Annotated in this window: 22 protein-coding genes; 10 read left to right on the top strand and 12 right to left on the bottom strand. The window is 63.4% G+C overall.

What is annotated here, in order from left to right; translation table 11 throughout:
• Positions 1–24: 24 nt before the first annotated feature.
• From cysD to AB3X89_RS30835, 4 genes are all read right to left on the bottom strand, one after another.
• On the bottom strand, positions 25–987 hold the full coding sequence (gene cysD / locus AB3X89_RS30850; RefSeq protein WP_013088683.1) for a sulfate adenylyltransferase subunit CysD: 963 nt from the start codon (positions 985–987) through the stop codon (positions 25–27).
• Positions 988–1086: 99 nt separating this feature from the next.
• The gene (locus tag AB3X89_RS30845) at positions 1087–1833 is read right to left on the bottom strand and encodes a phosphoadenylyl-sulfate reductase (RefSeq protein WP_176366992.1); all 747 of its coding nucleotides are present in this window, start codon (positions 1831–1833) and stop codon (positions 1087–1089) included.
• The gene (locus AB3X89_RS30840; RefSeq protein ID WP_368586658.1) at positions 1830–2375 is read right to left on the bottom strand and encodes a DUF934 domain-containing protein; all 546 of its coding nucleotides are present in this window, start codon (positions 2373–2375) and stop codon (positions 1830–1832) included. Before AB3X89_RS30840 ends, AB3X89_RS30845 begins: the two co-directional genes overlap by 4 nt.
• A 22-nt stretch (positions 2376–2397) precedes the next feature.
• On the bottom strand, positions 2398–4077 hold the full coding sequence (locus AB3X89_RS30835) for a nitrite/sulfite reductase (protein WP_368586657.1): 1680 nt from the start codon (positions 4075–4077) through the stop codon (positions 2398–2400).
• A 243-nt stretch (positions 4078–4320) separates the two neighbouring features.
• Between AB3X89_RS30835 and AB3X89_RS30830 the strand changes: the two genes are divergently transcribed.
• From AB3X89_RS30830 to AB3X89_RS30815, 4 genes are all read left to right on the top strand, one after another.
• Positions 4321–5262 (top strand): CysB family HTH-type transcriptional regulator, encoded by a 942-nt coding sequence (locus AB3X89_RS30830; protein ID WP_368586656.1) that lies wholly within the window; start codon positions 4321–4323, stop codon positions 5260–5262.
• Positions 5263–5313: 51 nt separating this feature from the next.
• Positions 5314–6483: an ABC transporter substrate-binding protein gene (locus tag AB3X89_RS30825; protein ID WP_368586655.1), complete on the top strand. Its 1170-nt coding sequence runs from the start codon at positions 5314–5316 to the stop codon at positions 6481–6483.
• A gap of 137 nt (positions 6484–6620) precedes the next feature.
• Entirely contained in the window at positions 6621–7031 is a 411-nt protein-coding gene (locus AB3X89_RS30820; protein ID WP_368586654.1) for a DUF302 domain-containing protein, read from the top strand.
• Positions 7032–7128: 97 nt separating this feature from the next.
• Positions 7129–7893, top strand: coding sequence for a ParA family protein (locus AB3X89_RS30815; RefSeq protein WP_368586653.1), 765 nt, complete (start codon positions 7129–7131; stop codon positions 7891–7893).
• Between the two features lie 12 nt (positions 7894–7905).
• Here the strand turns inward: AB3X89_RS30815 and AB3X89_RS30810 are convergent, their stop codons facing one another.
• Together AB3X89_RS30810 and AB3X89_RS30805 are read right to left on the bottom strand one after the other, a co-directional pair.
• Positions 7906–8670 carry a hypothetical protein gene (locus tag AB3X89_RS30810; protein WP_368586652.1) on the bottom strand — a complete coding sequence of 255 codons (765 nt, stop codon included), beginning with the start codon at positions 8668–8670 and terminating at the stop codon, positions 7906–7908.
• A 54-nt stretch (positions 8671–8724) separates the two neighbouring features.
• The gene (locus AB3X89_RS30805) at positions 8725–9408 is read right to left on the bottom strand and encodes a class I SAM-dependent methyltransferase (protein ID WP_368586651.1); all 684 of its coding nucleotides are present in this window, start codon (positions 9406–9408) and stop codon (positions 8725–8727) included.
• Between the two features lie 90 nt (positions 9409–9498).
• Between AB3X89_RS30805 and AB3X89_RS30800 the strand changes: the two genes are divergently transcribed.
• Positions 9499–9759 carry a hypothetical protein gene (locus AB3X89_RS30800; protein WP_368586650.1) on the top strand — a complete coding sequence of 87 codons (261 nt, stop codon included), beginning with the start codon at positions 9499–9501 and terminating at the stop codon, positions 9757–9759.
• Positions 9760–9798: 39 nt separating this feature from the next.
• Here the strand turns inward: AB3X89_RS30800 and AB3X89_RS30795 are convergent, their stop codons facing one another.
• The 6 genes from AB3X89_RS30795 to AB3X89_RS30770 all read right to left on the bottom strand — a co-directional run bounded on the left by AB3X89_RS30795 (position 9799) and on the right by AB3X89_RS30770 (position 16722).
• Positions 9799–10950 (bottom strand): Gfo/Idh/MocA family protein, encoded by a 1152-nt coding sequence (locus tag AB3X89_RS30795; protein ID WP_368586649.1) that lies wholly within the window; start codon positions 10948–10950, stop codon positions 9799–9801.
• A 16-nt stretch (positions 10951–10966) separates the two neighbouring features.
• Entirely contained in the window at positions 10967–12016 is a 1050-nt protein-coding gene (locus tag AB3X89_RS30790; protein ID WP_368586648.1) for a sugar phosphate isomerase/epimerase family protein, read from the bottom strand.
• Between the two features lie 68 nt (positions 12017–12084).
• Positions 12085–13047, bottom strand: coding sequence for a substrate-binding domain-containing protein (locus tag AB3X89_RS30785; RefSeq protein ID WP_368586647.1), 963 nt, complete (start codon positions 13045–13047; stop codon positions 12085–12087).
• 101 nt (positions 13048–13148) lie between these two features.
• A complete protein-coding gene (locus tag AB3X89_RS30780) occupies positions 13149–14162 on the bottom strand; it encodes an ABC transporter permease (RefSeq protein ID WP_368586646.1) in 1014 nt (337 codons plus the stop codon).
• Complete coding sequence (locus AB3X89_RS30775; RefSeq protein ID WP_368586645.1) at positions 14143–15630, bottom strand: sugar ABC transporter ATP-binding protein; 1488 nt, start codon at positions 15628–15630, stop codon at positions 14143–14145. The genes AB3X89_RS30780 and AB3X89_RS30775 overlap by 20 nt, the downstream gene beginning before the upstream one ends.
• 3 nt (positions 15631–15633) lie before the next feature.
• On the bottom strand, positions 15634–16722 hold the full coding sequence (locus tag AB3X89_RS30770; RefSeq protein WP_368586644.1) for a LacI family DNA-binding transcriptional regulator: 1089 nt from the start codon (positions 16720–16722) through the stop codon (positions 15634–15636).
• A gap of 285 nt (positions 16723–17007) precedes the next feature.
• Between AB3X89_RS30770 and AB3X89_RS30765 the strand changes: the two genes are divergently transcribed.
• From AB3X89_RS30765 to urtA, 5 genes are all read left to right on the top strand, one after another.
• Positions 17008–17661 carry a protein-L-isoaspartate O-methyltransferase gene (locus AB3X89_RS30765; protein WP_368586643.1) on the top strand — a complete coding sequence of 218 codons (654 nt, stop codon included), beginning with the start codon at positions 17008–17010 and terminating at the stop codon, positions 17659–17661.
• Positions 17662–17750: 89 nt separating this feature from the next.
• Complete coding sequence (locus AB3X89_RS30760; protein ID WP_018431735.1) at positions 17751–18074, top strand: rhodanese-like domain-containing protein; 324 nt, start codon at positions 17751–17753, stop codon at positions 18072–18074.
• Between the two features lie 422 nt (positions 18075–18496).
• A complete protein-coding gene (locus AB3X89_RS30755; RefSeq protein ID WP_368586642.1) occupies positions 18497–19234 on the top strand; it encodes a LysM domain-containing protein in 738 nt (245 codons plus the stop codon).
• An 11-nt stretch (positions 19235–19245) separates the two neighbouring features.
• Entirely contained in the window at positions 19246–19647 is a 402-nt protein-coding gene (locus AB3X89_RS30750) for a hypothetical protein (RefSeq protein WP_368586641.1), read from the top strand.
• Between the two features lie 539 nt (positions 19648–20186).
• Positions 20187–21485, top strand: coding sequence for an urea ABC transporter substrate-binding protein (gene urtA, locus AB3X89_RS30745; RefSeq protein WP_368586640.1), 1299 nt, complete (start codon positions 20187–20189; stop codon positions 21483–21485).
• Positions 21486–21657 lie beyond the last annotated feature (172 nt).

The following is a 21657-nucleotide window of genomic DNA, read 5'->3' as shown; positions in this document are numbered from 1 at the left end:
GGTTACGTTACCCTCGTCGTGTGCTTAGAAATAACCCTGCTTCTTGCGCTGTTCCATCGCCGCTTCAGAGACCTGATCGTCCATCCGCGTCGCGCCGCGTTCCGTGATTTCCGTAACGGCGGTCTCGGCGATGATCTTCTCGATGTCGTCCGCGTCGCTTTCGACCGGGCACGTGCAGCTGATGTCGCCGACCGTACGGAAACGCACGAGCGCCTGTTCGCTCGTCTCGCCTTCGCGCATCGGCGTGAGCGGCGTGACCGGCACGAGCAGGCCATTGCGGCGCACGATCTCGCGCTGGTGCGCGTAGTAGATCGACGGCAGTTCGAGCTGTTCGCGCGCGATGTACTGCCAAACGTCGAGCTCGGTCCAGTTCGAGATCGGGAACACGCGCATGTGTTCGCCGTTGTGCAGACGCGCGTTGTACAGGCTCCACAGTTCCGGGCGCTGCGCCTTCGGGTCCCACTGGCCGAATTCGTCGCGGAACGAGAAGATGCGCTCTTTCGCGCGGGCCTTTTCTTCGTCGCGGCGCGCGCCGCCGATCATCGCGGTATAGCCGTATTGCTCGATCGTTTCGAGCAGCGTGACCGCCTGCGCGGCATTGCGCGAATCCGTTTCGCGACGCAGACGCACGGTGCCGCGCTTGATCGAATCTTCGACATGGCCGACCACCAGTTCCGCGCCGATCTCCTGCGCGCGACGATCGCGGAAGTCGATCACTTCGTCATAGTTATGACCGGTGTCGATATGCACGAGCGGGAACGGCAGCTGGGTCTTGCGGTTCGCGCCGAGGCCGAACGCCTTCAGTGCGAGCGCGAGCACCACGACGGAATCCTTGCCGCCCGAAAACAGCAGCGCCGGCTTGCTGCACTCGGCGACCAGTTCGCGCAGGATGTGAATCGACTCGGCTTCGAGCCAATCGAGGTGATCCATCCGGTTGACCGTGTTGGCAAGCGGAGCGTTGACAGCGGAATCGAGCGTGGTGCTCATAGCGGGTCCTTCGTTGGTTCGCCCGGCAAGCGCATGCGTGCGGACGGAAGTATTCAGATCGGTTTCGGCGGCGGTCGACCGCAAGCTCGTGCGCGGCGCTCAGGCCGGCGCGTTTTCGTTGCGTTCGACCGCAATCGGGGTAATCGCCGTGATATGCAAGCCGCATTCCTTCGTATCGCGCGACTCCCACCACCAGCGCCCCGCCCGGCTGTCTTCGCCGGGGCGGATCGCACGCGTACACGGCTCGCAGCCGATGCTCGGATAACCGCGCGCATGCAGCGGATTGACCGGCACATCGAACGCCTTCAGATAATCCCAGACTTCGGCTTCGGTCCAGTCCGCGAGCGGGTTGAACTTGGCGATGTTGCGCGCGCCGTCGTGCTCTTCCTCGTGCAGTTCAGCACGCGTGACCGACTGCTCGCGGCGCTGCCCGGTCACCCACGCGCTGACGTCGGCGAGCGCGCGATTGAGCGGCTCGACCTTGCGGATCTCGCAGCAGCGCTTGCGCAGCTCGACGCTTTCGTAAAACGCGTTCAGGCCGTGTTCGCCCACGTACTGCTCGACCGCGGCCGCCTGCGGATGAAACTGCTCGATGTCGTAACCGTAGCGCTCTTTCACGCGATCGAGCATGCCGAGCGTTTCCGCATGCAGACGGCCGGTGTTCAGCGAGAAGATGCCGATCTTCACGCCGCGCGACAGGATTGCGTGCGTGAGCAGCATGTCTTCGGCGGCGAGGCTGCTCGCGAGCTTCACGTTCGCGTGGCGCGCGGCGATCGAGTCGAGCAGCGCGTCGAGTCGCTCGACCTTCGCTGCCAGCTCCGGGCTCAACGATTGGGCGGTGTTCATGCCGGCACCTTGTCGGCGCCAGCCTGGGCGGCACGGCGGCGGAACAGCGGCGACGGGTCATCGACGGCGCCCTGGTACTGCACGGTGAAGTCGTCGAACGCCTTCAGCGCGTCGTTGATGTCCTTGTCCGCGCGCACCGCGAACGCGTCGAAGCCGCAGCGGAACATCAGCCTGACCTGGTCGCGCAGCACGTCGCCAATCGCGCGCAGCTCGCCCTTGTAGCCATAGCGCTCGCGCAGCAGACGGCCGATGCTGTAGCCGCGGCCGTCGCGGAACACCGGGAAGTCCACGGCGATCAGCGCGAGTTTGTCGAAGTCGCCGGCGATGTCCGCCGGTTCGCTATCCGGCGCGAGCCACACGCCGATTTCGGTGGCGCCGCGCGCGGCGATCAGCGCTTCACGCTCGGCCTGCCACAGCACCAGCGGCACGATGACCTTGCCGGCCGGCAGTTCGCTCACCGCCGGCAAAGCGCCGTCTTCCGCGGCACGCACGACGCTCCAGTCGTCGTTGACGATGTCGCGGTTCTTGATGATAGAAGCCATCTGTTCAGTATCCTTTGCGCGGTTACGCGTGAGCCGGTTGACGCGCGGCGTACACGCGCTCCTTGAACGGCGCGATGCCGATGCGGGTGTACGTATCGATGAAACGCTCGCCTTCCTGGCGGTTGTCCACGAACGTATCGATCACCTTCGTTATCACGTCGGGCATTTCCTCGGCCGAGAACGACGGGCCGATCACGCGGCCAAGGTGAGCGCCGGTCGCGCCCGTACCCTGCTCGCCGCCGAGCGTCACCTGGTACCACTCGGAGCCGTCCTTGTCGACGCCCAGAATGCCGATGTTGCCGACGTGGTGGTGACCACACGCGTTGATGCAGCCCGAGATGTTCAGCGACACGTCGCCGAGGTCGTACACGTAGTCCAGATCGTTGAAACGTTCCTGGATCGCGAGCGCGATCGGGATCGACTTCGCATTCGCGAGCGAGCAGAAGTCACCGCCCGGGCACGAGATGATGTCGGTCAACAAGCCGATGTTCGGCGTCGCGAAACCCTGCGCCTTGGCCTTTTCCCACAGCGCGAACAGGTCGCGCTTCTTCACATCGGCGAGGATCAGGTTCTGTTCGTGCGACACGCGGATCTGGCCGAACGAGTATTCGTCGGCCCAGTCGGCGACCGCTTCCATCTGCGCGTCCGTCGCGTCGCCCGGCGCGACCGTGGTCGGCTTCAGCGACAGCGTGACCGACGCATAGCTCGCGACCTTGTGCGGACGCACGTTGCGCTCGACCCAGCGCGCGAACGCGCGGTTTTCCAGCAAATGCTTTTCGAACGACGCATCGGTATCCGGCAGCTTGTCGTAAGCGGGCGGCGCAAAGTACTGCGACACGCGATCGACTTCGGCTTGCGTCAGCGTCGACGGGCCGTCCTTCAGGTGCTGCCACTCTTCCTCGACCTGCGCGGAGAACTTCTCCGGCGACAGCGCCTTCACCAGGATCTTGATCCGCGCCTTGTACATGTTGTCGCGGCGGCCGTAGCGGTTGTACACACGCAGCACGGCTTCGCTGTAGGTCAGCAGATGCTGCCACGGCAGATCGCGGCGGATGATCGCGCCGACGATCGGCGTACGGCCCAAACCGCCGCCCGCCAGAATGTCGACCACCAGTTCGCCTTGCGCGTTCTTCTTCAGATACACGCCCATGTCGTGGATCTGCACGGCCGCGCGGTCTTCCTTCGAACCGGACACGGCGATCTTGAACTTACGCGGCAGCCACGCGAATTCCGGGTGGAACGTCGACCACTGACGCAGAATTTCGGCCCACGGACGTGGATCGACCACTTCGTCGGGCGCGACGCCGGCGAATTGATCGGCGGTGATATTGCGGATGCAGTTGCCCGAGGTCTGAATGCCGTGCATCTGCACGGCAGCGAGCTTGCGCAGGATTTCCGGCGTTTCTTCGAGCTTGATCCAGTTGTACTGGATGTTCGAGCGGGTCGAGAAATGGCCGTAGCCGCGGTCGTGTTCACGCGCGATCTGGGCGAGCACGCGCAGCTGGTCGCTGCGCAGGTTGCCGTACGGAATCGCGATGCGGTGCATGTACGCGTGGCGCTGGTAGTACAGGCCGTTCTGCAGACGCAGCGGACGGAACTCCTCTTCGCTCAATTCGCCCGACAAGCGGCGGCGAACCTGATCGGCGTACTGCGCGACCCGTTCATCGACGATGGTCTGGTCGTATTGATCGTATTGGTACATTCGGGGACCCCAATTTTTTTCGAAACTTGCGTGACACACGGCAGTCCGGCGGCCGGCGCTCCGGTTCTGCTGCGGCTTGAACATCCGTGTTTGTCAGCTGCCGCAAGCAAGCGTTTAGACCCATCGCTCATTTGCTTATAACAAATACAGATATCCATATTGAAAAAGATGGACAGATCGTAATAAACTCGCCTTATATTTCAAACGACTAAAAAATTCTTTTTATATGCGGCGAGGTTATATATGAACCTGCACCAATTCCGCTTCGTCCGCGAGGCTGTGCGGCAGAATTTCAACCTCACCGAAGCGGCCAAGGCGCTGTTTACGAGCCAGCCGGGGGTCTCGAAGGCGATCATCGAGCTTGAGGACGAACTCGGCGTCGAAATCTTCACCCGCCACGGCAAGCGCGTGCGCTCGCTGACCGAGCCGGGCCGCATCATATTGCAATCGATCGAAAAAATTCTGCAGGAAGTCGAAAGCCTGAAGCGGGTCGGCAAGGACTATGCGGCGCAGGATCAGGGCAACCTGACGATCGCCGCGACCCACACGCAGGCGCGCTACTCGCTGCCGGCGGCGATCGCCGAGTTCAAAAAGCGCTTCCCGAAGGTCCACCTTTCGATTCTGCAAGGCAGCCCGACCCAGGTCGCCGAAATGGTGCTGCACGACCAGGCCGACCTCGCAATCGCGACCGAGGCGATCTCGAACTACAAGGATCTGGTGTCGCTACCTTGCTTCCAGTGGCACCACGTCGCCGTGATGCAGCCGGACCATCCGCTGCTCGACCGCAAGCTGCTGTCGCTCGACGACCTGACCCAGTACCCGCTGATTACGTACGACAACGCGTTCGCCGGCCGCACCAAGATCAACGAGGCGTTCCGCCTGCGCGGGCTGCATCCGGACATCGTGCTCGAGGCGATCGACGCCGACGTGATCAAGACCTACGTTGAGCTGGGCCTCGGCATCGGCATCATGGCCGACATCGCGTTCAACGGCGAGCGCGACCGCCATTTGCGCGCGATGCCGGTCGGCCATCTGTTCGGCAGCAACGTGACGCGCGTCGCGCTGAAACAGGGCGCGTATCTGCGCAGCTACGTGTACACGCTCGTCGAGCTTCTGTCGCCGAGCCTGAACCGCAAGCTGATCGAGCAGGCGCTGAAGGGCGAACACGAGACCTATGAGCTTTGAACCGCTTTCATACCGCTTCCATACCGCTCTCTCGCTACGGAGACACTTCTGATGAAGTTGCACAACAATAAAGTACGCAACACCCTGCGCGGCCTCGGGGCCGCGGCCCTGCTCGTCGCCGGTGCGGCGCACGCCGACCTGAAAGTCGGCATCGATCTGTCGAACACGGGGCCGGCCGCCGTGATCGGCATCACCAGCAAGAACGCGATGCTGATGTGGCCGCAGACGATCGCCGGCCAGAAAGCCGACTACATCTTCCTCGACGACGCATCCGACCCCGGCAACGCGGTGCGCAACATCCGCAAGCTGATCAACGAGGACCACGTCGATGTGGTCGTCGGGCCGAACATCACGCCGGCCGCAATGGCCGCGCTCGATCCGGTCGCCGACAGCCAGACGCCGATGATCACGCTGATCGGCTCGGCGAGCGTCGTCGAGCCGCAGGAAGGCAAGAAGGTCTGGGCCTACAAGATGGCGCAGACCGATAGCGCGATGGCCGACGTGATGACGCGCTACATGTCGAATCACAGCGTGAAAACGGTCGGCTTCATCGGTTTCGCGGACGGCTACGGCGAAAGCTGGCTCAATGAATTCAGCAAGTTCGCGGCGCTGCGTCATATCCAGCTGGTCGCGACCGAGCGCTACAACCGCACCGACGCGAGCGTGACCGGCCAGATCCTGAAGCTGATGGCCGCGAAGCCCGACGCGATTCTGATCGCCGGCGCGGGCACGCCGACCGTGCTGCCGCAGCGCACGCTGATCGAGCGCGGCTACAAGGGTCCGATCTATCAGACGCATGGCATCGCGACGCCGGAGTTCATCAAGCTCGGCGGCAAGGACGTGGAAGGCACGCTGTTCCCGACGCAGCCGGTCGTCGTCGCGCGCACGCTGCCGGCCGATCATCCGTCGAAGAAGGCGGCGCTCGCGTTCGTCGACGCGTACGAGGCGAAGTACGGTCCCGGCAGCGTCACGCAGTTCGCGGGCGACGCGGCCGGCGTGTACCCGCGCCTGCAGGACGCCGTCGCGCGCGCGTTGAAGACCGCGCAGCCGGGCACGCCGGCGTTTCGCGTCGCGTTGCGCGATGAACTCGAGCACGCGCATGAGCTGGTGGTGCCGAACGGGGTCGTCAATACGAGCCCGAAGGATCACGTCGGTCTCGATCAGCGGGCTAGCGTGATGGGCACCATCAAGAATGGCAAGTTCGTTTATCTGAGCCAGTAATCCGGCAGCGGGGCGTCGATGACGCTCCGCCTTTCGGTAGAACTGCCCGCCCGGCGCCTCCGCACGATCGGCCACACCGCGCCGACGAACGCCTACACTGCATGGGTTCGCGTCACCGTTGGCGCACGGGAGGCAAGATGGCTACCGCTTCGATCGCAGAGAACGCCAGTACTGGCATCGTCACCGTTCCAAGCGCCCACGCGGGCAGCGCAACGGCCGAGCGTCTGCAAACCCTGATTCTGGAGCGCGGACTGACGGTTTTCGCGTGCATCGATTTCAGCGGCGACGCTGCGCGCGCGGGACTGACGATGCGGTTCAGCCGGCTCCTGATCTTCGGCAATCCCAAAGCCGGCACACCGTTGATGCAACTCGCGCCGACCGCGGCGCTCGATCTCCCCCTGAAGGTGCTCGTCTGGGAGGACGCGGACGGCCGCGCGTGGCTGTCGTTCAACTCGACGGCCTATCTTCGCGAACGTCATGGTCTGCCGGACGACGTGATGAAGCCCGTGAGCGGTGTGGCCGCCCTCGTGGATGCGGTCGCGCGGTAAAGCGTCGAACGGTCACGAACAACCCAGCGAAATCAGCGCCGTCACGCGACTCAGGTATGCTGGGCCCTTTGTAACTGCTTCCGTTCAAGGGGAGACCATGCGGCGCGTTGTATTCAATCAGAAAGGTGGCGTAGGCAAATCGACCATCGTCTGCAACCTGGCGGCCATCAGCGCGAGCGAAGGACTGCGCACGCTGGTGATCGACCTCGATGCCCAGGCGAATTCGACCCAGTATCTGCTCGGCCCGCAGGCGAGCGAAGTCCACCCCACTGTCGCAGGCTTCTTCGAAACCGCGCTCGGCTTCAGCTTCAAGCCCGTCGAAGCGACCTCGTACATCCATCCGACGCGCTTCGAGAATCTGGACGTGATGCCCGCCCATCCCGACCTCGACTCGCTGCACGGCAAGCTCGAATCGCGCTACAAGATCTACAAGCTGCGCGACGCGCTGAACGAACTCGACATGTACGACGCGATTTACATCGACACGCCGCCCGCGCTGAACTTCTACACGCGCTCGGCGCTGATTGCCGTCGAGCGTTGTCTGATTCCGTTCGACTGCGACGACTTCTCGCGTCGCGCGCTCTACACGCTGCTCGAAAACGTCAAGGAGATCCAGCAGGATCACAACGACGCGCTGCAGGTGGAAGGCATCGTCATCAACCAGTTCCAGCCCCGCGCGAGCCTGCCGCAGAAGCTCGTCGACGAACTGATCGGCGAAGGCTTGCCGGTGCTGGGGTCGCGCTTGTCATCGTCGGTGAAGATCCGCGAGTCGCATCAGTTGGCGACGCCCGTCATTCATCTCGATCCGGGGCATAAGCTCGCGCAGGAGTATCGGGCGTTGCATCGCGAATTGAGCGAGTAAGCCCGAGCGACGTCATTGCCCCATCGATCTCAGCAGCCGCGCGAGGTTTTGCGGCTCGATATGAATGATCCCGCCTCGCGGACTGTCGATGTCCGCGATCAGCGTCAGCGACAGCGCAACCGTGACGGGCAGCACGATGATCAGGATGCCTCGTCGAACGCTGCCCCTCGCTCCATAACCTTGCACGACGCACGCAAATAGTCCGATCAGGATCATCAGCGTCCACGCGCCCAGCGGAATCCGGTTCAACAGCGCCGCCTCGGAATAGTCCTGCGAATTGAGGACGTCGTTCATGCCGGTCATCACGACCGCGCCGATCGGCGTCGGCTGGTCCTTCGCGACCTGCGCCGCGAGGCGCCAAAGTACGGCCTGAGACTTCGCTGTGTCTGCCTCGATGCGAGCGATGTCCTGCGCATCTCGGGTTTGAAAATGCGCGAGTCTCAATTGCGCGTAATGCGTCAATTCAGCCTTCATCTGCGCGCCGATGGGCGGCGCGACCACATCGGCCCGGGCGTACTCGGTTCCGATCGCGTTCGCTTCGTTTTCTTCCAGGTTCTTGCGCTGGTCGTAGCGATTGACCGCCATCGACAGATTGAAGCCGATCAGCAGCGCGAGCAACGTCAACGTCGACGTCTCCACGATCGTGAAATCTTCGCGCTCCTCGCTCTTCAGTGCGAAAACACGTCGCAGCGCCAATGCGCCGAACGTGATCGCGCCGATGAAAGCAACCAGCAGTACCACGAACAGCGTGCCAGGACGATCGACGAATGCTTGCATGCCATGCCTCCGTTGCGGACATCTGCGTGAGACGCGGTAACTTGCGGCGGCCGGCTAACCGGTCGACCGGGCGCGAAAAATCACCGACGCCGGTTTGCCGGTTCGCGGATGCAACGGCTCTTGCATCTGCTGCAGGGTCAGCCCGCTTGTTGCCAGCAGTTCGACCCACGTTTGCAAGGTCCGAAAGTACCACGGCGGGGCATCGCTGAATGCGTCACCGAAGCCCGCCCACGAACCCGCTCGCCAGCCATTCACGTACGGCAGTTCACCGCATGCGACGAGCGGATGCAGCGTCTGTGTCACCAGCGATCCACGGTGTGTGAGCAGCGTCGGCATCGCACGCAGCAGTCCGTCGACCGACTCCTTGCCGAGCAGCGAAAAATTGCAAACGACGACGTCGGCGCGCAGCTCTAGCCCGCCTGCCGCGATCTGTTCATACGACAGCGTTCTCGCGTCAGTCACGCCGGCATCGGTCGCGGCACGCACTAGCTCGGCAATCGCGTCCACCGCCGTCACCTGGATGCCGTGGCGCTGAAGCGCGAGCGCGAGCCAGCCTTCTCCGCAACCCAGGTCGAGGACCGTGGCCGGGTCGCAAGAAAGGACCGCGTCGAGCACGGCCTGATCGGTGACCAGTCGGCGGCTGTCGATCTCACCCGCGCGCACCGCATTCGTCCACGGCGACGCGTTGCGCTGCCAGCTTTCGATGATCTTGTCGTCGCTGAGCGGGTCGAGGTTCATCGCGTGTTTTGATTCGTTGGCGCCAACCGCACACCGTCAGCAAAATTGTTAAAGTAACGCTCTCGTCAATCAGCAGCCGCAGTCCCCATCATGCGCACCACCCGAGCCATCCACGCCGTCGAGCGCCTGAAAACGCGCACCGGCAACCCGCGCTTCGCCGCGATCAGCCTGTCCGGCGGCCTGTTCTACCTGGTCGACAAATCGAGCGGGGTCGACAAGAAGGTGTCCGACCCGCTGGCGCTCGACGACTTCGTCAAGTTCGTCGACGCGTACGGCCCGCAGAAACCGCGCAAGGCCAGCAAGCTCGATATCGCGTTCGAAGCGCAGATCAAGAAAAGCAAGGGCGGTTGACGCTCCGGCTTCGCCGACCTGGCGCTTCGCTGCAACGCTTTACGCCCCTTCGATCTCCACCCACCGTCCATCCGCCGCACTGCTTCTCAGCACCGCGTCGATAAACCGCAATCCGTCGACGCCATCATCGACCGTCGTCAACAGCAGGCTTTCCGCCGGCGGTGCACGACCTTCGTTCAGTGCATCGATCTGCAACGCCGCATCTTTGTACAACTGCGCGAACGCTTCCAGATAGCCTTCCGGATGCCCGGCCGGCACGCGCGTCGCATGCGCGGCAACCGGACTTTTCACACGGGCGCGGGTCAATCGTTCGGCAGCGCCGCCCAGCGGCGTGAACCACAACGCGTTCGGCTCCTCCTGATCGAACGCAAGGCCCGCCTTGGTGCCATACACCCGCAAGCGCAGCGCGTTCTCCGCGCCGCTCGCCACCTGGCTCGCCCACAACATGCCGCGCGCGCCGTTCGCATAACGCAGCATCGCCTGCACGTGATCGTCGATACGACGCCCCGGCACGAACGTGTGCAGCTCGGCCGACAGCGCGCGCGGCATCATCCCCGTCACGAAGGCGGCCAGCTGATACGCGTGCGTGCCAATATCGCCAAGGCACCCGGCCGGCCCCGCCAACGCCGGATCGGTACGCCAGCCCGCCTGCTTGTTCGCGCCGCCCGTTTCGAGCGGCTCGGCGAGCCAGTCCTGCGCATATTCGACCTGCACGACGCGTATCTCGCCCAGCTCGCCACCTTCGACCAGCTCGCGCGCATGCCGCACCAGCGGGTAGCCCGAATAGGTATGGGTCAGCGCAAAGAGCCGCTTGGTGGACTGCGCGAGCTTCGCGAGCGCTTCGCCTTCGGCGAGCGAAACCGCGAGCGGCTTGTCGCAGATCACGTGGATGCCCGCTTCGAGAAACGCCGTCGCGACCGGCGCGTGCAGATGATTCGGCGTGACGATCGCGACCGCGTCGATGCCGTCGTCGCGCGCGGCCTCGGCGCGCGCCATCTCGCGCCAGTCCGCGTAGCTGCGCGCGATGCCCGCTTCGGCGGCGCTCGCCCGCGCACGCTCGGGATCGGACGATAACGCGCCCGCCACCAGTTCGAAACGATCGTCTAGCCGCGCGGCGATCCGATGCACGGCGCCGATGAACGCGCCCTGCCCGCCGCCGACCATGCCCAGCCTGAGCCTTCTTCTCTGCATCGTTTGCGCTCCCATGTCAGATGCCCAGCACGCTCTTCAACTGCGCGGTATCGACACCGCTGCCCGCGAAGTCATCGAATGCATGCTCGGCCACGCGGATGATGTGCCGGCGAATGAACTCCGCGCCTTCGCGCGCGCCGTCGTGCGGATGCTTCAACGCACATTCCCATTCGAGCACGGCCCAGCCCGGAAAATCGAACTGCGCCATCTTCGAGAAGATCGCGCCGAAGTCGATCTGCCCGTCGCCGAGCGAACGAAAGCGCCCCGCGCGTTCGACCCAGCCGCTATACCCGCCGTACACGCCCTGCTTGCCGGTCGGACGGAACTCCGCGTCCTTCACATGAAACGCCTTGATGCGCTCGTGATAGATATCGATGAACGCGAGATAGTCGAGCTGCTGCAGCACGAAATGGCTCGGGTCGTACAGGATGTTCGCGCGCGGATGCTGTTTGACCGCCGCGAGAAAGCGCTCGAACGTCACGCCGTCGTGCAGGTCTTCGCCGGGATGCAGTTCGTAGCAGACGTCGACGCCTGCCGCGTCGAACGCATCGAGAATCGGCGTCCAGCGGCGCGCGAGTTCGTCGAACGCGGCCTCGACGAGACCGGCCGGCCGCTGCGGCCACGGGTAGATATACGGCCACGCTAGTGCGCCCGAAAACGACACGTGCGTGCTCAGGCCCAAACGACGCGACGCCTGCGCCGCGAACTTCATCTGTGCGATCGCCCACTCGGTGCGCGCCGCCGGCTTGCCGCGCACGTGCGGCGCGGCGAAGCCGTCGAACAGCGTGTCGTACGCCGGATGCACGGCAACCAGTTGCCCTTGCAGATGCGTCGATAGTTCGGTGATCGCGACGCCCGCGTTGTCGACGGTCTCGCGCAATTCGTCGCAATACGCGTCGCTCACGGCGGCTTTCTCGAGATCGATCAGACGCGGGTCGCACGGCACCTGGATGCCCTTGAAGCCGAGGCCCGCGGCCCATTCGGCGAGATGCGCGAGATTGTCGAACGGCGCGTCGTCGCCCATGAACTGCGCGAGAAAAATCGCCGGCCCTTTGATGGTTTTCATCTTTACGGTTCCTCGAACGTTGCGCGCGGGCCGCACCCGCGCGCGTTAGACGATGCGTGGAGCGCCGCTCAGAACGGCGAGTCGGGGAAATAGAACTGCTGCGCGTTTTCCTTCGTGATCAACACCGACGGGATGATCGTCGTGGCGGGCAGCTTGTCGCCCTTCAGCCGCGCTTCGGCGGTCAGCTTGATCGCGTCGTAGATGAATTTCGGCGAGTACGACACGTCGGCCTTGATCATCGGCGCGCCGTCCATCACGTTCTTCACCATGCCCTTCGAGCCCGCGCCGCCGAACACGATCTTGATGTCGTTGCGCTTGGCCTGATCGATCGCCTTCAGCACGCCGACCGCCATGTCGTCGTCGGCGGCCCACACGGCGTCGATGTGCTTGAAGCGCGTCAGGTAGTCCTGCATCACCTTGAACGCGTCGTCGCGATTCCAGTTCGCGTACTTCGCGTCGAGAATCTTGATGTCCGGATAGTTTTTCATCACGCCGGTGAAGGCGGTCCAGCGCTCGTTGTCGAGCGTGGTCGGAATGCCGCGCAGCGCGACGACGTTGCCTTTGCCGTCGAGCGCCTTCGCCAGGTACTCGGCCGGAATCTTGCCGAACGCGGTGTTGTCGCCGGCGACGTACGCATCCTGCGCACTCGTGTTCGTCAGACCGCGATCGACCACCGTCACGTACACGCCTTTGCGCTTCACCTGTTCGACCGGCTGCGTCAGCGTCGCCGATTCGTACGGGAAGATCACGAGCGCATTGATCTTGTTGACGGTCACCAGATCCTGCAACTGGTTCGCCTGCTCGGGCGCGTTGGCCGCCGTTTTCACGATCACTTTCAGATCGGGATGCGCTTTCTCGAGATCCTCCTTCGCCTTGTTCGCCCACCAGACGATGCCGCCGGTGAAGCCGTGATCGGCCGTCGGAATCGCGACGCCCAGCGTGACCTTGTCGTCGGCGCGCGCCGCGCCGCTCGTGCCCAGCATCCCCAACGCCAGCACGCCGGCGCCGATCGCTCGAATGACTTGCTTCATGGTGTGTGTCTCCAATCAAGAGGCGTTCGTTCGCCCCGATTTATCGGACCTGCCGTTGGTTTTACCGCGCCTGCCTTGCTACACCTGCTTGAAACGCCCGCCTACCGCCGCCCACGCTGCACGAACGCGACGAAAATAATCACGACGCCCTGCACCGCCGCGTTCAGATACACACTGATGATGCTGGTCAGGTTCAGGATGTTCGCGATCACCGACAGCAGGATCGCGCCGATCACGGTGCCGATCACGCGTCCCTCGCCGCCCTTGAGCGCCGTGCCGCCGACCACCACCGATGCAATCGCTTCGAGCTCCCACAACAGGCCCGTGGTCGGCGTGGCGGAGCCGAGGCGCGGCACGTAGAGCACGGTGGCCACGCCCACGCAGATCCCGAGCAGCACGTACGTGACGATCTTGACCGTGTCGACGCGAATTGCCGCATAACGCGCGACCTGTTCGTTCGAACCGATCGCCTGCACGTGCCGGCCGAACGCGGTGCGATTCAGGATCAGCGCGCCGCCCGCCGCGACCACGAGAAATACCCAGATCGGCACCGGCACACCGAACAGGCTCGCGTAATAGACGGGACCATACAGATTGGAGAGTGAATCATTGAGCGTCAGCGCGCCGCCATCGGCGAGCCATGTCAGCACCGCGCGAAAAATCCCCAGCGTGCCGAGCGTGACGATGAACGGCTCGATGCGCCCTTTGGTGATCAGCAGCCCATGCGCGCAGCCGAACAGCGCGCCGAGCACGAGTGCCGCGACGATGCCGATCGTCACGATCAGCAACGGCGGCAACGCATGACCGGTAGCACCGGCCGCGAGCCCGTTCATCAGCCAGATCATGATGCCGGCGATCAACGCGGCCATCGAGCCGACCGACAGATCGATGCCGCCCGAGATGATCACGAAGGTCATGCCGACCGCGATGATGCCGATGAACGACGTGCGCGTGAGCACGTTCATCAGGTTGTCGAGCGTCGCGAAGTCGCGATTGAGCAGCGTGCCGACGATGCACAGCACGATCAGCCCGGCAAGCGGCCCAAGCGTGTAGAGCCGCTGCGCGACGCGCAGCGCGCGCCGTGATTGCACGGCTTCAGTGGGTGCCGGTCGCATGAGCGATCAACTCCTCTTCGGTCAGATGCTCGAGCGTCAGCGTCGCTTGCAGGTGTCCCGCGCGCATTACCGCGACACGATGGCACAAGCCGATCAGCTCGATCAGTTCGGATGAAATGACGATCACCGCGCGGCCCTGCGCGGCGAGACGATGAATCAGGAAGTAAATGTCGCGTTTCGCGCCGACGTCGACGCCGCGTGTCGGCTCGTCGAGCACGATCACGTTCGGGTCGGGCTGCAGGAACTTCGCGAGCGCGAGCTTCTGCTGGTTGCCGCCCGACAGCATGCGCGCGCGGCTCGACAGGTCGCCGGTACGAATGCCGAATTCACCGACGGCCTTCTGCAACGCCGCGCGCCCCGCTTTCAGGTCGAGCAGCGGATGCGCGTAGCGTTCGAGCGTCATCAGCGTGACGTTGTCCTGCAGGCTCATGTTGACGTGCAGGCCTTTGCCTTTGCGGTCCTCGCTCAGATACGTGAGACCGTGGCGCATCGCGTCGCGCGGGTTCTTCAGATCGACTGCCCGGCCGGCGATTTCGATCGTGCCGCCAGTGCGTTTGCGCAAGCCGATGATCGCCTCGAACGCCTCGGTGCGGCCCGCCCCGACGAGGCCCGCGAAGCCGAGCACTTCGCCCGCGCGCACGTCGAAGCTCAGATCCTCGACCCAGTCGGGCACCGTCAGGCCGCTCACACGCAACGCGACCGGCGTGTCGGCAGGCACCGTCTGCTTGTCGGGGAACATGTCGGACACATCGCGCCCGACCATCAGGTTCGCCATCTGCTGACGCGCGAGCCCCGCGGTTTCACCGCGCGCGACGAAGCGGCCGTCGCGCATCACGATCACTTCGTCGGTGATGCGCTCCACTTCATCGAGCTTGTGCGAGATGTAGACGATCGTCACGCCATCGGCCTTCAGCTTCAGCATCAGCGCGAACAGCCGCTCGGTCTCGGCCGGCGTCAGCGTCGCGGTCGGCTCGTCCATGATCAACAGACGCGCGCGGCGCGACAGCGCCTTCGCGATCTCGACCATCTGCTTTTCCGCGACGATCAGCTCGCGCACTTTCGTGTCAGGTGCGCGCTCGAGCCCGACCTGCGCGAGATAGCGCGCGGCGTCGCTGCGCATCGCGGCATCGTCGACGAACCAGCCGCGGCGCTTCTCGTGGCCCAGGTACATGTTCTGCGCGATCGTCAGATGCTCGGCGAGGTTGAACTCCTGGTGGATCAGCACGATGCCCTGCGCCTCGGCGTCGCGCGAACCGGCAAAGCGCTGCGCGTGGCCATCGACCAGCACGCTGCCCGAGGTTACCGCTTCATAGCCGGCGAGAATTTTCATCAGCGTCGACTTGCCTGCGCCGTTCTCGCCGAGCAGACCGTAGATGCGGCCGGGTGCGAGCTCGAAGCTCACGCCGTGCAGCACGCGCACGGGACCGAAGTCCTTGCGGATGTCGTCGAAGCGGATCGCGAGGCTCATGGTTCACGCGCTCCCACGAATCACCAGACGATGCGGCAGCAGCACGCCCGGCACGTTGGCCTGCGGATTCGCGAGGCGTTGCAGCAGCAGACGCGCGGCGGTCTCGCCGAGCTCGCGCATCGGCTGCGCGATCGTCGTGAGCGGCGGATCGATCTGCGCGGCGAGCGAGATGTCGTCGAAGCCGGCCACCGCGACGTCGTCGGGCACGCGCTTGCCGACGCTGCGCAAGCCGTGGATCACGCCGATCGCGAGCGTGTCCGACACCGCGAAGATCGCGCTCGGCGCATCGGACTGCTGCATCAACCCGGCTGCGGCCGACGCGCCCGCCTCGTAATCGAGGCTGTTCAGATTCATGCGCCAGCGCGGATCGGGCGCGATGCCGGCGTCGCTCAACGCGTCGAGGTAGCCCTGCTGACGCTGGCGCGCATACAGATAGTCGACGTCGGAGTTGATCAGGCCGATACGCCGGTGCCCGCGCGCGAGCAGATGGCGCACCGCGTCGCCGGCCGCGCGGTAGTTGTCGATGCCGACGTACGGCACGCCCATCTCCGGATCGAACTCGCAGCACGCGACCCACGGCAGCGCCTGCGACGCCTCGCCGAGCGCCTGCTGGATCGTCGCCGGATCGAGGCAGATCGCGCCGTCCGCGCGGCGACGCCGCAGCATGTCGAAGTAGCTGCGCTCGCGGCCCGGGTCCGCGCCGGTGTCGCATAGCAGCATGAAGTAGCCGTGCTGACGCGCGACGCTGTCGATGCCGCGCACGATCTCCGCGTAAAACGGATTGCCGAAGTCCGGCACCATCGTCAGCAGCAGGCGGCTTACGGCCGTGCGCAGATTACGTGCGAGTTCGTTGACGCGGTAGCCGCTCGCGTCGATCGCGGCGAGCACCTTGTCGCGCGTGGCGGGCCGCACATTGCCGTGGCCGTTCAGCACGCGCGACACCGTCGCCACCGACACGCCCGCCTGCTCGGCCACGCCGGCGATCGACGACCCGTCCTCCGTACGCGGCGAGCGCCTCTGCGGCGGACGTAGCGGTTGACTGCTCGCGCCGGACAGCGTGGCCGGCGACGATCGGGACGGCGTTCGGGACACACGACCTCGCAGCGAAATGTAATCGATTACATTTTGTAGCGATCGCGATGCGAATCGCAAGCTCGGATCGCTAGGGATTAACACGGGGGCGGCCCGGCCGGCACTTGCCCGCGAGCGTCCGGCGCGAGTCCGCCATTTGGTACAATCCCGCAGTTCCCCTGACGCGGCTTGCAAAGCGAACGCCTTTCGGAGGCCTCCGCCGCCGGCAATCCGCCGGGGCCGGGTCAGGAAAAAAGTCAGCGGCAATCGTCGCCCGCTCGCCAAACCAAAACCGCCGAATCCACCATGAACATCGAGCAAGCGCGTTTCAACATGATCGAACAGCAGATCCGCCCCTGGGAAGTGCTCGACCAGGACGTGCTGAATCTGCTGTCGATCGTCAAACGTGAGAAATTCGTCCCCGCCGCTTACCGTGATCTCGCTTTCGCCGACTTCGAAGTGCCGCTGCCGGCCGGCCAGCACATGCTGGCGCCGCGCGTCGAGGCGCGCGTGCTGCAGGAGCTGGCGGTGAAGAAGCACGAAAGCGTGCTCGAAATCGGCGCGGGTTCGGGCTACATGGCGGCGCTGCTCGCGCATCGCGCGCAACACGTGTTGACCGTCGACATCGAGCCGGAACTGGCCGAGCTCGCGAAGAGCAACCTGATCGCCAACGGCGTGCTGAACGTCGAAGTCGCGACCGGCGACGCTTCGCGCGGCTGGAGCGGCGCGGCGCCGTACGACGTGATCTGCGTGTCGGGCGGCCTGCCGGTGCTGCCGCAGGAAATCCTCGAACAGCTGAAAGTCGGCGGCCGTCTCGCGGCATTCGTCGGCAGCGCGCCGGTGATGAAGGCGCAGATCATTACGCGCATCGACGAGAAGCAATACCGCATCTCCGACGTGTTCGAAACCTATGTCGAGCCGCTCGCCAATGCAGTGCAGCCGGCGCGGTTCAGGTTCTAAGCGGCGGTTTTCGCTGCGTTTCGAGTTGTATTGTTGATCCGGACGGGCGGCGAGCAAGCCCACCGTCCCACGAACTGGATGTCCCGCTGATGCAAAACCTGACCGCTCCCGCACTCGCCGAATGGCTCGCCGATACCTCGCGTCCCGCACCCGTACTGCTCGACGTGCGCGAGCCGTGGGAACTGCAAACCGCGTCGATGGCCGGCGTCGTGTCGATTCCGATGCGCGAGATTCCCGCGCGCAGCGAAGAACTCGATGACGATGCGCAGATCGTCTGCATTTGCCATCACGGCGCGCGCAGTGCGCAAGTCGCGATGTTCCTCGAATCGCGCGGACACACCAATGTGTTCAATCTGCAGGGTGGGATCGACGCGTGGTCGCGTCAGGTCGATCCGTCGGTTCCGACTTATTGAGGTTTTGGCGCGAAGGTAGCGCGTTGAAGCGGCGCAAGGGCTGATGGTCCTTGCGCCGTTTTTCTTTTGTGCTGCGCCAGAATGGGTGCAAAGACCCCGCAAGCCATGGTTTTGGCTTGCGGGGTCTTTGTTTTTGCTGACGCGTTATTCAGCCCATCGGATGAGCAAGGACTAACGGTCCGTCGAGGAACTCCTGGCCGTGCCACGACTGGTGTGCACTTAGGAAAGTCGAGGAAATTTGGGCCATCGCCCATGTACATACAACCTGTCGCGAGGTGATTATCTGATCGCTGCCAATCCGAGCAGCGACTTTGCATAGATCTTCGACATACCGAAGTCCCTGTCCGTATTTGAGTCGTTTATTGGACACTATTGCTTCGGATTCCGGCGCTATGTTGAGTTCAACCCTAGGCAGGAGTCGTATGGCTGTTCGAGCACCACCGAAGACTGGCTATGAAAAATGGCAAGAGGGCATCAACAGCGCTGTGGGCAATGCCAAATGGGACCTCTACGATTGCGCAATCCAGATGACCGTGAACCAGTACAACCGTCATCTGTCGGGGACTGCCGGGTACAGGCCATTGGATTGGCGGCTCATCAAGGCGATGATTTGGGTGGAGACCGGTGCGGAAAGCAAAAAATGGGAATCGAATCCGATTCAAATAGGCAATCCCGGCGATCCAGGACTGCGAGCGCTATTAGCTGGCAATGAAGGAGGTGATTTGATTATTCCCCCAACGTGGAAAAATCGACTCACCCTTGGTAATGCGATAACGAATCCCCCTCACAATATCGCCGCTGGTATTGGCTACTTGCTGATGCGAACGGCGAACTATGCGATCAAAAACGTCCCAGACGCAGACGCCACAATCTACGAAGTCAGGGCACTGGCAGGGGATAGCATCGCCAAGATTACCAAGACAAATGGAAGCACTATTGAAGTGATACAGAAACTGAATCCCTCCTCTCATTTATTGAGAGCGGGTCAAGTACTGAAATATCAGAAAGCTTCGCTAAGGAAAGTCATTGTTAGCTGGAAAATCATTACGACATCAAGCATCGCGAAACACTATAACTCTGGCGATTCACTCTATGCCAAGAAGCTGGATTATGCGCTGAGCCTGATCCACAAGGGGGAGTCTGCATTTTGTGCTCAGTGAAGATTACGGCGATGTGCATCATTCTCTACAGCATATCAAGCATAGCGATTGGCGCCGAAGTCGGTTTTAAAGGGAATTTCGAGGGAACAGGTCGTGCGTGTTCCGGTGCGCTCTATGTGCGAGCCAACACAATTGAATGGAATTCAACATATAGCGTCTGTAAGCCGACACGCTACGAAATCACGGAAAAGAATTTCAGCGATGAGCAAAGACGCATTGTCTTTCACTTGAAAAATCCAAGTCGCCAGTGTCGATTCAGGATTGTGGAAGTTGAGCACGCAAGTGGGCACAACTGGAATGTGAGTGGTTACCAGTCCCCGGAAGGATTTCAAAAAAGGGATTTGCCAGACTGGAATAATTCCCCGTTACCCGAACGGCAAGTTTTGTCGTGTTTAATGGTAGGACCAGACTAAGCTCATTGCGTGGTGTAGTACATCGCTTTCGCGCTCGCGAGCAGCCGCGGCGTGCTCTCTAACTGACGGTTCGCGGTGAAGGGCATTCAGAAAGCGGACTTATCGGGCGGGCTGGCGACGGCGCGTTCGATCATGTCCGGTCTCCCTGATCGGCAGTCAGTATCACTGGTGTTCCGGTGTGGGCAGCGCCCACGCCATGCACAAAAGCGCGGCGTCCCCAAGGCGCCCATGCACCGCCGATGCCCCACCTGCGCCAGCGACGCTTCACTGGCGTCGAAGCACGCTTCGTCGCGGCGCGACACGCACCCGAACGAGGCGCGGCGCGCGCGACTGCACCAGTTTCGCGCCGCGCCATCGATGGACCGACTCGCCACCTCCGCTCCGATAACCGCGCCACCACAGGCATCGCACACGCATCGCGTCGAATGCATCACATGGCATGTGCCTTGCAGTAGACGAGCGGCAAGCCGTGCGAGCTCAGCCTGCTGGCTGAAATCGACGCTCATAAACAGTGACCATCAATGACAAGGGGAAAGCACATGAAACGTCGCAGTCTGTTGAAGTTCGGCTCCATGTCCGGCGCGCTCGCGCTCGCGGGCCGCGTGCCGTTCGCGCACGCGCAGTCCGATAGCGGTCCGATCAAGGTGGGCATCCTGCATTCGCTGTCCGGCACGATGGCGATCTCCGAGACGTCGCTGAAAGACACCGCGTTGATGACGATCGCCGACATCAACAAGAACGGCGGTGTGATGGGCCGTCAAATCCAGCCGGTGGTCGTCGACCCGGCGTCGAACTGGCCGCTGTTCGCCGAGAAGGCGCGCCAGCTTCTGACGCAGGACAAATGCGCGGTCGTGTTCGGCTGCTGGACCTCGGTGTCGCGCAAGTCGGTGCTGCCGGTGTTCGAGGAACTGAACGGCCTGCTGTTCTATCCGGTGCAGTACGAAGGCGAAGAAATGTCGCGCAACGTGTTCTATACGGGCGCAGCTCCTAACCAGCAGGCGATTCCCGCGACCGAATACCTGATGAGCGCCGAAGGCGGCGGCGCGAAGCGCTTCTTCCTGCTCGGCACCGACTATGTGTATCCGCGCACGACCAACAAGATCCTGCGCGCGTTCCTCAAATCGAAGGGCGTGCAGGAAACCGACATCCAGGAGGTCTATACGCCGTTCGGTCACAGCGACTATCAGACCATCGTCGCCAACATCAAGAGCTTCTCGCAAGGCGGCAAGACCGCGGTGATCTCGACCGTGAACGGCGATTCGAACGTGCCGTTCTACAAGGAACTCGGCAACCAGGGGCTGAAGGCGTCGGATGTGCCGGTCGTCGCGTTCTCGGTCGGCGAAGAGGAACTGCGTGGCATCGATACGAAGCCGCTCGTCGGCAATCTCGCGGCCTGGAACTACTTCATGTCGGTGCGCAATCCGTCCAACGAGAAGTTCAAGAAACAATGGGCCACGTGGGTCAAGGACAACAACCTGCCGGGCGGCACGAAGCGCGTGACCAACGACCCGATGGAGGCGACCTTCGTCGGCATCCATATGTGGAAGCAGGCGGTCGAGAAAGCAAAGAGCACTGAGGTCGACAAGGTGCGCGTCGCGATGGTCGGGCAGACCTTCGCGGCACCGTCGGGCTTCACGCTGGAGATGGACGGCAACCACCATCTGCACAAGCCGGTGATGATCGGCGAGGTACGCGCAGATGGCCAGTTCAACGTCGTATGGCGCACCAAGGGGCCGATCCGCGCGCAACCGTGGAGCCCGTTCATCGCCGGCAATGCGGGCAAGCCGGATGTGGTCAGCTCGATTCCGGCGTTCCTGCGGCGCTCGCGCGTTGCGTGAAGTGCCGGCGTGAGCCGCGGCGCGGCACGCGGCGAACCGCGCGTGCCTCGCCGCAACAGCCGCGTGCCGCGACGTGCGGCCTGCGTACCGGCACGCGCGGCGCTCGCGCGGCGGCGTCCCGCTGAAGCGGCAGCGGCACCCTCGCGCGCTGAGCGGCTCACCGATTCAACCC

It is taken from the genome of Paraburkholderia sp. BR14320 (genome assembly GCF_040948665.1).
Lineage (GTDB): Bacteria > Pseudomonadota > Gammaproteobacteria > Burkholderiales > Burkholderiaceae > Paraburkholderia > Paraburkholderia youngii.
Note: the sequence above shows the minus strand (reverse complement) of the source record. Positions and strands in the feature narration are given on the sequence as shown.